Origin of the sequence: Nocardioides sp. (assembly GCF_035703625.1) — a bacterium.
Taxonomy (GTDB): Bacteria; Actinomycetota; Actinomycetes; order Propionibacteriales; family Nocardioidaceae; genus Nocardioides.
This window is the reverse complement of sequence record NZ_DASSXS010000167.1, coordinates 1-9998: the sequence shown is the minus strand read 5'-3', so window position 1 is coordinate 9998 and position 9998 is coordinate 1. Positions and strand designations below refer to the sequence as shown.

At 68.1% G+C, this 9998-nt stretch carries 8 protein-coding genes and 1 pseudogene; all 9 read right to left on the bottom strand.

What is annotated here, in order from left to right; translation table 11 throughout:
* Positions 1 to 1896: pseudogene (locus VFN12_RS08255) on the bottom strand (DNA-directed RNA polymerase subunit beta); the annotation flags it as partial.
* Positions 1897 to 2157: 261 nt separating this feature from the next.
* Positions 2158 to 3036: a DnaJ domain-containing protein gene (locus tag VFN12_RS08250; protein WP_325118160.1), complete on the bottom strand. Its 879-nt coding sequence runs from the start codon at positions 3034 to 3036 to the stop codon at positions 2158 to 2160.
* Entirely contained in the window at positions 3033 to 3635 is a 603-nt protein-coding gene (locus VFN12_RS08245) for a hypothetical protein (RefSeq protein ID WP_325118159.1), read from the bottom strand. Before VFN12_RS08245 ends, VFN12_RS08250 begins: the two co-directional genes overlap by 4 nt.
* Positions 3599 to 4885, bottom strand: a complete 1287-nt coding sequence (locus VFN12_RS08240) for an MlaD family protein (RefSeq protein ID WP_325118158.1) — start codon at positions 4883 to 4885, stop codon at positions 3599 to 3601. The genes VFN12_RS08245 and VFN12_RS08240 overlap by 37 nt, the downstream gene beginning before the upstream one ends.
* Positions 4882 to 6321, bottom strand: a complete 1440-nt coding sequence (locus tag VFN12_RS08235) for an MCE family protein (RefSeq protein WP_325118157.1) — start codon at positions 6319 to 6321, stop codon at positions 4882 to 4884. The genes VFN12_RS08240 and VFN12_RS08235 overlap by 4 nt, the downstream gene beginning before the upstream one ends.
* Positions 6318 to 7454, bottom strand: a complete 1137-nt coding sequence (locus VFN12_RS08230; protein ID WP_325118161.1) for an MCE family protein — start codon at positions 7452 to 7454, stop codon at positions 6318 to 6320. The genes VFN12_RS08235 and VFN12_RS08230 overlap by 4 nt, the downstream gene beginning before the upstream one ends.
* A gap of 2 nt (positions 7455 to 7456) precedes the next feature.
* Positions 7457 to 8425, bottom strand: coding sequence for an MCE family protein (locus tag VFN12_RS08225; RefSeq protein ID WP_325118155.1), 969 nt, complete (start codon positions 8423 to 8425; stop codon positions 7457 to 7459).
* Positions 8422 to 9456 carry an MlaD family protein gene (locus tag VFN12_RS08220; protein WP_325118154.1) on the bottom strand — a complete coding sequence of 345 codons (1035 nt, stop codon included), beginning with the start codon at positions 9454 to 9456 and terminating at the stop codon, positions 8422 to 8424. Before VFN12_RS08220 ends, VFN12_RS08225 begins: the two co-directional genes overlap by 4 nt.
* A partial coding sequence (locus tag VFN12_RS08215; protein ID WP_325118153.1) for an MCE family protein occupies positions 9453 to 9998 on the bottom strand: 546 nt, incomplete at its 5' end. The genes VFN12_RS08215 and VFN12_RS08220, both read right to left, overlap by 4 nt.

Genomic DNA, 9998 nt, shown 5'->3' with positions numbered 1-9998 from the left:
CACCTCCTTGACGACTCCCGCCTTGGCGGCGACCACGACGTCGCCGGCGTCGACCGCGGCGCGGTACTCCATGCCGGTGCCGACCAGCGGCGAGTCGCTCTTGATGAGCGGCACCGCCTGGCGCTGCATGTTGGCGCCCATGAGCGCGCGGTTGGCGTCGTCGTGCTCGAGGAACGGGATCAGCGCGGTCGCGACCGACACCATCTGGCGCGGCGACACGTCCATGTAGTCGACCTCGTCGGCGAGGATCGCGTCGACCTCACCGTGCCGCTGCCGGACCAGGACCCGCTCCTCGGTGAAGCGGCCCTTGTCGTCGAGCGCGGCGTTGGCCTGCGCGATGACGAAGCGGTCCTCGTCGTCGGCGGTGAGGTAGTGGACCTCGTCGGTGACCTTGCCGTTCTTGACCTTGCGGTACGGCGTCTCGACGAACCCGAACGGGTTGATCCGCCCGTAGGACGCGAGCGAGCCGATCAGACCGATGTTGGGACCTTCAGGGGTCTCGATCGGGCACATCCGGCCGTAGTGCGAGTGGTGGACGTCGCGGACCTCCATGCCGGCGCGGTCGCGGGAGAGACCGCCGGGGCCGAGCGCCGACAGGCGACGCTTGTGCGTCAGGCCGGCGATCGGGTTGGTCTGGTCCATGAACTGCGAGAGCTGCGAGGTGCCGAAGAACTCCTTCAGCGCCGCGACGACCGGGCGGATGTTGATCAGCGACTGGGGCGTGATCGCCTCGACGTCCTGGGTCGTCATCCGCTCGCGGACCACCCGCTCCATCCGGGCGAGGCCGGTGCGGAGCTGGTTCTGGATCAGCTCGCCGACGGTGCGCATGCGGCGGTTGCCGAAGTGGTCGATGTCGTCGGAGGCGATGTCGAGCGGGCCCTGGGCCGACTCCACCTCGGTGCGGCCGTCGTGCAGCGAGACGATGTACTTGATCGCGGCGACGATGTCGTCGACGGTCAGCGTCTGCTGGTCGAAGGCCTCGGTCAGCCCCAGCTTCTTGTTGATCTTGTAGCGACCGACCTTGGCCAGGTCGTAGCGCTTGGGGTTGAAGTAGTAGTTGTTGAGCAGCGTCTGGGCCGCCTCCTCCGTGGGCGGCTCGCCCGGACGGAGCTTGCGGTAGATGTCGAGCAGCGCGTCCTTCTGCGTCTCCGTGTGATCCTTCTCGAGGGTCAGCATCATCGACTCGAACTCGCCGAACTCCTCGCGGATCTGCTCGTTGGTCCAGCCGAGGGCCTTGAGCAGCACCGTGACGTTCTGCTTGCGCTTGCGGTCGAGGCGTACGCCGACGAGGTCGCGCTTGTCGATCTCGAACTCGAGCCAGGCGCCGCGCGAGGGGATCAGCTTGGCGGTGTAGATGTCCTTGTCGGACGTCTTGTCCGCCGTGCGCTCGAAGTAGACGCCAGGCGAACGCACCAGCTGGGAGACGACGACCCGCTCGGTGCCGTTGATGATGAAGGTGCCCTTGTCGGTCATCAGCGGGAAGTCGCCCATGAAGACCGTCTGGCCCTTGATCTCACCGGTGTCGTTGTTGGTGAACTCGGCCGACACGTAGAGCGGGGCGGAGTAGGTGAAGTCCTTCTCCTTGCACTCGTCCACGGTGTACTTGGGGTCGTAGAACACGGGGTTCTCGAACGACAGCGACATCGTCTCGGAGAAGTCCTCGATCGGGGAGATCTCCTCGAAGATCTCCTGCAGACCGGACTTCTCGGAGACGTCCTCGCCCTCGCTGCGGCGACGCTCGACGGCGGCGTTCCAGCTGTCGTTGCCGATCAGCCAGTCGAAGCTGCTGGTCTGGAGGGAGAGGAGCTGCGGAACCTCGAGTGGTTCCTTGATCTTCGCGAAAGAGATGCGGTGGCTGTTCACCTTGGAAGGGGCAGTGGCGGTGCGCGCGGCCAAGAGGTGTCCTTCTGAGGGTCGCTCTGGGAGTGGCGCCAGCCCACCACCAACCGGCCACCGGGCAGGCCGAGAAGGCATCTGAGGAGAGGCGCAAAGACCAACCCTAGCCGATGCGTGGGCGCACCACAAACTGGCCGCTGGATCCGGTCGCACTGACCAGCCGTGACGTCGATGATGAACGTTGCGGGCGCCCCGCGTCAAGCAACTCGCGGGGACTCGGCCCGGCGTCGCGGCCCTGCCTGCGGCGCGGCGGCGAGGTGCCTAGGGGGCGACGGGCGACGTCTCGAGATCGTCGACCAGCCAGTCGCCGCCCACCCGCTGCATGGTGACGGTGACCTGGTCCCGGAAGACGACGGGTTCGGGCCGCGCCTTGTTGGTGGTCGCCCGGTCGACGAAGAGCAGGATCTGCACCCGGTCCTCGCCCGAGCGCACGATCCCCGATGCCAGGGGCGGTTCCGCCTGGACCACGGTCCCGGTCCGCGGGGCGTTGTCCTTGATCGCCTCGAAGAGCTTGTCGTACTCCTCGCGGTAGTCCGAGGTCATCTGGCGCTGGGCCTCCGCCTGGTCCTCCTCGAGCGTCTCGGCGTCGTAGGAGAGCACGGGGACGACGGCCCGCTCCGCGGCGCTCTGCGCCGCTCGCGTTGCCTCCTCCACCTCGGTGTCGGAGGGCTGGTTGGCGAAGTAGACGACCCCGGCGATCAGCGCGGCCACCACCACGGCCAGGCCGATCAGGAGCCAGAGGGGAACCTGTCGGCCCGGCGATGACGACGTGGTCCGGGGCTCGCCGGCCCTCGGCCCGGTCAGTCTCCGCCTCAGCTCGGCGAACCGAGCGCCCGCCCCGGGACGGCTGGGGCCGTGCGTCGGCTCCGTCGCCGTCTCCGCCGGGGTGGGCCCGGAAGGCTGAGCCGCCGGTCCTGGCTCAGGGCCATCGTCCTCGGGAGCGGCGAGCTGGGCGTCGTAGGCCGCTCGCTTGTCCGGGTCGAGCAGCACCTCCGCCGCCTGGTTGTAGGCCCGGAACCGGCGATCGGTCGGGTCGAGGTCGGCGATCGAGGCCTTCCACGCTGCCCGGATCTCGGCGTCGGAGGCGTCCTGCTCCACGTCGAGCAGGTCGTAGAGGCTCGGGGTCAGGCCGGGGTTCACTGGCCCTCCTCCCCCGTGACCGGGGTGAAGTCGTCGACGAGCCACTCTCCCTCGGTCTTGACCAGGTCCACCTCCATGCGGAACGGAACCGGCTCGGCGGCCACGGTCTCGCCACTCTTGCCCTGCGGGAAGGAGTCGGTGAACGAGCCCGCCACCAGCGCGGTCGCGGAGTCCTCGTCCATCACCGCGACACCGGTGGCGAAGACCTCCGCCTCGCGCGACACGCCACCCTGGGCGACGAGCTGCTCGGCCGCGACCGCCTGCTTGTCGAAGGAGGTGGCGAACTTGGGCGTGATGACCGCCTTGACCTGTTCGCGGTACTCGGGCATGCCGTTCTGCTCGTCGAGCATGTCCGGCCCGAAGGTGCCGGTCCGCAGCATGAACTGCTCACTCTGGGCCATCACGGTCTCCCGCTGCGACTGGAGCTCCTCCGCCTCGCCGCGCCGGTCCGCAAGAAGCCAGATCAGGACGCCCGCGGACACGAGCAGGGCGACCACGAGCACGCCGAGCAGGGCCAGCCGGAGGGCTGGGGCAGAGGAGCGTTCGTGGGGGTCGCTGTTCGTCAGTCCTGGCTCATCAGGGGCTGAAGGAACAGCCACTTCCACGACTCCTCTCCAAGTGTCCGCGGGGCCAACGTACCCGGGGAGCTCAACCCGCCCGGAACCTTGCTGCCCCAGTGAAGGCGGTGACTGTCCGGATCGTAGGACGCCACCACAGGGGCGCGGTACGCCGACCCGGCCCGCTGGGGCGCGTGCTGGGCACCACGGGCGTTGCTCTGGGCCGCGGGCTCAGCGCAGTGCGCCTCCATGTTCATCGGGGCGTTGCGGCCGTTGTGCGGCGATCGCACGTTGCTGCCCTCGTAGCCCTCGTTGCAGACGTGCGGCTCGTTGGTCAGGACCATTCCGAAGTGTGCGTCGTAGAAGCCGTTCGGCGACTTCGAGACGACGGTGAAGCCGCCCTCGACCACGTACGGGTAGATCACGAGGATCTGCTCGATGCCATCGAGATGCTGGACGACGACCTCGCCGGTGGTCACCAGACGGTTGACCAGCTCGCCCAGCTGGACCTCGTTGTCCTCGATGAACGTCCGCAGCTCGTTGGCGGTCACCGATCCGCTGTCGATCACCGTGCGCAGGTCGCCATCGGCACCGGCCAGCGTCGAGCTGAACAGCTGCAGGTTCCGCGCGAAGGTCCGGATCGCGCTCGCCTTGGCGAGCTGTCCGGTGAGCACGGTGTTGCTGTCGCGGATCAGGGCGGTGGTGACGTCGAAGTTGGCGTTGGCATCCTCGATGAAGGAGTTGCCGGAGTCGATGATCCGGCCCAGGTCCTGGCCGGTGCCCTCGAACGCCTTCCCCATCTCGGTGACCGTCGTCTTGAGGGCCTGCTTGTCGACCGACTCCACGGTGTTGGAGAGGTTGGTCAGCAGGGTCTCGACCTTGATCGGCGTCCGGGTGTTCTCGGTGTCGATCTCGGAGTCGTCGGTCAGGTAGGGCTCGCTGTCGGCCTGCGGCTGGAGCTCGACGTACTGCTCGCCGACCGCCGACCGGTTGCCGACGACGGCCAGGGTGTCGGCCGGGATCGTGTCGAAGTCCTTCTCGATGTCGAGAATGAGGTCGACGCCACTGTCGGTCAGCTCGAGCGAGCTGACCTCGCCGACGCGGACGCCTCGGTAGGTCACCTCGCCGCCGGCGAAGATGCCGCCGGAGTCCGGGAAGTGCGCCACGACACTGTAGGAGTCGTCCACGATCAGTCGGTCCAGGCGCGCGTAGCGGGCACCGACGTACGTCACACCGATGACGGTGATCAGGACGAAGACCAGCAGCTGGATCTTGGTGCGTCTCGTGATCATCGGGTCACCATCCCCGGGACGAGGAGGGCCACGAGGTCGGGATCGTAGGCCTCCATCAGGTCACCCATGGTGGGTCCTCGGACTGTGGCGCCGTCGGTCGGCCCGTAGCCGACACGAGGCAGGCCGGGGATCGGCGGGAGACCGCCGCCCTGGTTGGACCCGTCCCCGCCCGGCACCGGCACGGGAAGGTCCGGCACGTTCTCGCAGAACGGGTCGGCCTGCTGCTCCTGACAGACCCGCTGCACGAGTACGTCCGGGATGCCCCGACAGTTCTTGACCGACGGGTTGTTGACGCACCGGCGGAGCCTGTCGGCCGCACGATCGCACAGCTCCTGCAGCTCCTGCTGTGTGGGGTTGTCCGGCAGCTCGGCCAGGGTCGTGCACACGATGGCCGGGTCGGTCTCGATCGGCCCACCGCCGCCTCCGCCGGGAGCGGGCAGCGCGACGTCGAGCTGGACCGAGAGGTTGGTGTAGTCGCCCATGTGCAGGTTGCGGGCAACCTGCGGGTCACGGCCGACGACCTCGTCGACGAACGGATAGGTGAGGAAGACGTGGAACGACTTCGCGAAGTTGTCGCCTGTGTTGGAGAGCTCGGTCAGGATGGGCACCAGCTGGCGGAACGACTCGATCGTGGAGTCCTTCGACGCCTTGATCACGCGGATCCCGACATCTCCGAGCTCGTTGAGCGCCTTGAGCATCTTGACCAGGTCGCCGCGCTGGGCGTCGATGGTCCGCAGAGCGCTCGGCAGCTCCTCGAGGGTCGCGTCGATGGTGGGGAGCTGGGCCTTGGTCGCGATCGCCAGCCGGTTGAGCGACTCGATGGCGTCGACGATGTCGCCCTTGTGCCGGTCGAACTGTCCCATCAGCTGTTCGATCTGGCGGAACACGGACCGGGCGGAGTCCTCACGGCCTTCGAGCGCGTTGTTGAGCTCGCGGTTGATGGTCTGCAGCTGGCCCACTCCACCGCCGTTGAGGAGCAGGCTGAGCGCGCCGAGGACTTCCTCGACCTCGGGGTTGCGGCCGCTGTCCTCCAGCCCGATCACGTCGCCGCTCTCCAGCGGCTCGCTGCTGCCGCCGTCGGAGGGCGGGCTCAGCGACACGAACTTCTCGCCGAGGAGGCTGGTCTGCCGGATCTGCGCCACCGCGTCGTCGGGGAGATCCACGTCGTCCTGCAGCTCGAGGGTGACCTTGGCGACGTACCCGTCGAGCTGGACGTCGCTCACCTGCCCGACGCTGACGTCGTTGACCTTGACCGTGGACTTGGGCACCAGGTCGAGGACGTCGTCGAACATCACGGTGACCGTCATCGGGTTGTCGCCGACGTCCGTGCCACCCGGCAGGGGCAGCTCGTAGACGTCGAAGTCACATCCGCTGAGCACGACCGACGCCGCGATCATCAGGAAGAGGGCCTTGAACCGGCGCTTGAGCGTGTTCATCGCTGCACCTCCACGAGGCCGCCCAGGGTCGGGTCGAACTGGTCCTGCCAGGTACCGCCCGCCTGGCCGCCGAAGGCGGCCGCGCGCGGGAATCCGGCCTGCCGGATCTCGTTGCAGAACTCGCCCGAGTCGTCGACCTGCCCGGCGATACCGCACAGGAAGGCCGCGGGGTCGGCGGCGATCTGGCCCGGGGTCTCGCCCTGATTGGAGCGGGTGTCGAGGGTGCCGGCCTGCGGGTTGTAGGTCATGTAGAGGTTGTTGAGGGCCAGCGGCGCGGCACTGAGGATCTCGTCGAGAGCACCGCGCTGCTTGACCAGCACCCGAGCCACCCGGTTGAGACCCTCGATGTTGCGGCCGAGGATCGCGCGGTTCTCCTGGACGAAGGTGGACACCTCGCCCATCGCCACCGCGAGGTTCTTGAGCGAGGCCCGCAGCTCCTCCCGCTCGCCGGCGAGCAGCGTCGAGACCTGGGCCATCGACTCGTTGAACTGGCGCACGGTCCGGTCGTTCTTGGCCAGCGTGCCGATGAAGCCCTGCAGGGCCGCGAAGGAGCCGAAGAGCTCTTCCTTGTTGTTCTCGAGGGTCTGGCTGAACTTCCCGAAGTCCTCGATCGTCTGGTGGAACTGCTCGCCCTGGCCGCCGAAGTTCTTGGCCGTGGTCTCCAGCAGGTCGCTGAGGGCGCCGTTGCGGTTGGCTCCGGTCGGGCCCAGCGCGACGTTCAGCTCGTCGAGGCTGTCGTAGATCTGGTCCAGCTCGAGCGGCACCGCGGTCTGCTCCTGATCGAGCGTCTCGCCACTGGCCAGCACCTCGCCGCTGCCGTCGTAGGCGGGGGTGAGCTGGACGAAGCGGTCGCCGACCACCGAGGGGGCCACGATGACAGCCTTGGCGTCAGCCGGAACCTTGGTCGCCGCGTCGTAGGACATGGTCACCACCACGTCGGTGCCCGACGGGGTGACCGTGTCGACGTTCCCGACCGGCACGCCGAGGACACGCACGTCGCTGCCCTCGTAGATGGAGACGGTCCGCGGGAAGTGGGCCGTGAGGGTCTTGCGCTCCTCGCTCTGGAACATCACGAGCGCGGCCGCAGCCAGCAGGGCCACGATGAGTCCGGGGATGAGGAGCCGCTTGAGCATGCTCACGGCGACACCTCCGGGGCGGGCGGGAGGTTCTGGATGTAGGTGTCGAACCACGGCCCGGTCCCGAGGGTGTTGGCGAACACCCGGTAGAAGGGGGCCATCAGCCGCAGGCTGTTGTCGATGTTGTCCTCGTTCTTGTTGAGCACCGCGACAACGTTCTCCAGATGGGTCAGGGCCGGCTTGAGGTCGGCGCGGCTCTGCTGGACCAGGAGCGTCAGCTCCCGCGACAGCCGCGACGTCGACACCAAGAGGTTGTGGATGGCCTCACGGCGCTTCACGAGCGCCTCGAACAGCACCCGGGAGTCACGCATCAGCGCGATGAGGTCGGTGTCGCGCGCATCGAGCACCTTCGAGACCCGCTCGAGGTTCCCCAGCAGCTGGTTGATCTGCTCGTCGCGCGCCGCGACGTTGGCGGACAGCGCCGACACCCCGTCGAGGGCCCGGCGGAACTCCTCCGGGGTGTTGCGGGTGAGGTCGGCCAGGGTCGTCAGGCCCTTCGCCAGCTGGTCGGTGTCGATCCGCTCGGAGGTCTCGGCGAGGCCGGAGAACGCCTCCACGACGTCGTACGGCGACTGGGTCCGCTCGACGGGAATCTCGCTCTCCTCCTCCATCTGCCCGGAACCGGCCGGCAGGAGCGAGAGGTACATGGCGCCGAGGAGCGTCTTGATCTTGATCGCCGCAGCGGTCTCGGAGCCGAACTCCTCGCCACCGTCGACCCGGAAGGTGACCCGGACGTGGTCGCCCTCGAGCTCCACGGCCTCCACCTTGCCCACGCGGACACCGGCGATCCGGACCTCGTCGTTGGCCTTGAGGCCACCGGACTCGCTGAACGAGGCGTAGTAGACGTCACCGCCGCCGATGAGCGGCAGGTCCTGGGCGCGGAAGGCGGCCAGGATCATCGCGGCGATGACGGCAAGGCTCACCGCCCCGATGATCACGGGGTTGCGCTGACGGAAGGGGGTGCTCACGGCAGGTTGCACCTTTCCGAGCCGACTTGCTGGGCGGGGATGGTGAGTCGCTGGCCACCCACCCGGATCTGGCCGCTGTACTCACAGAGGTAGAAGTTGAACCACGAGCCGTAGATCGCGGTGCGGCCCACCTTGTTCAGCTTGATGGGGAGGACCTGCAGCGCGCGGTCGAGCTCGGCCTTGTTCTTGTCGAGGTTGCCGGCGGTCTCGCGCAGCTCCCGGATGTCGTCGACGAACGGCTCCCGGATGCCGTCCACCAGGTCGGCGGTCTGCACCGAGAGCTCCGAGATCTGGTCGAGGGAGCCCAGGATGGCCTGCCGGTCACTCTTCAGGCCGCCGATGAAGATCTGGAAGGAGCGGATCAGCTCGTTGAGCTGGTCGTCGCGGTCGCCGATGTGGTCCAGCACGTCGTTGAGGTTCTCGATCAGGTCGCCGATCACCTGGTCGCGGGCCGCCAGCGTCTGGGTCACCGACGCGGTGTGGTCGAGGAGGCTCTCGAGAGTGCCGCCCTCGCCCTGGAACACCTGGATGATCTCGAAGGAGAGCTTGTTCAGGTCGGCCGGCGACAGCGCCTGGAAGAGCGGCTTGAAGCCGTTGAAGAGCACGGTCAGGTCGAGCGCGGGCGAGGTCTTCTCCACCGGGATGGTGGAGCCCTCGTCGAGCGGCTCGGTGTCGCCGATGCCGCGGGTGAGGGTGATGTAGCGCTGGCCGACGAGGTTGCGGAAGCGGATCTCCGCGTTGGTCGCCCCGGTCACCGGGGAGTCGTCCTCGACCTCGAAGGTGACGAGGGCGCGCGTGCGGTCGATGATCTCGACATCGCTCACGGAGCCGACCTTGACGCCGGCGATCCGGATGTCGTCGCCCTTGACCACGCCGGTGGCGTCGACGAACTCGGCCTTGTACTCCTTGGTGCCGGAGAACGAGACGTTCCCGATGGTCACCACCAGGAGGCCGGTCGCGATCGTGGTGACCACGATGAAGATCACCAGCTTGGTCAGGTCGAAAGCGGTCTGCTTGTCGAGCATCTTCATCGAAGGCTCACCTCCGCACCACGTGCCATGGGCGCCACCAGCAGCGCGCCGAGGTCGGGGACGTCCTGGGCCGAGACCCCCAGGGCCGGCCCGAGGAGCGAGTTGAGCATGGCGGTCTCCGAGCTGCTGCCGGCGAAGCCGAAGCCGGTCGTCCTGTGGTTGTAGCCCGGGGCGACCCGGCTGGTGCCCTTGCCGGTGGGCGAGTCGACGCCGTCGTCCATGTTCGGCTGGTGGCGGACCGGGTTGGACTGGGACCAAGGCGGCGAGGGCAGGTGCAGGCAGTTCGGGCCCCGGGTCTCGCCGAACCGGGGGCTGTCCGCCGGGCTGTAGCCGCGCGGCTGGTGGGGCAGCTGCTCGAGCACGATGTGCAGGGTGAAGCCGCGGAAGGCCTCGGCCTGCATCTTGCCGGCCGTGACGATGCCTCCGGTGAGGCAGGGGTACTCGGGGGCGTACTTCGCGAAGACGCGCAGCTGGGCCGCGCTGACCTCGCCGAGCCGGATCAGGTTGTCGCCGTTCTCGTCGAGGAAGTCACGCGAGGTGTC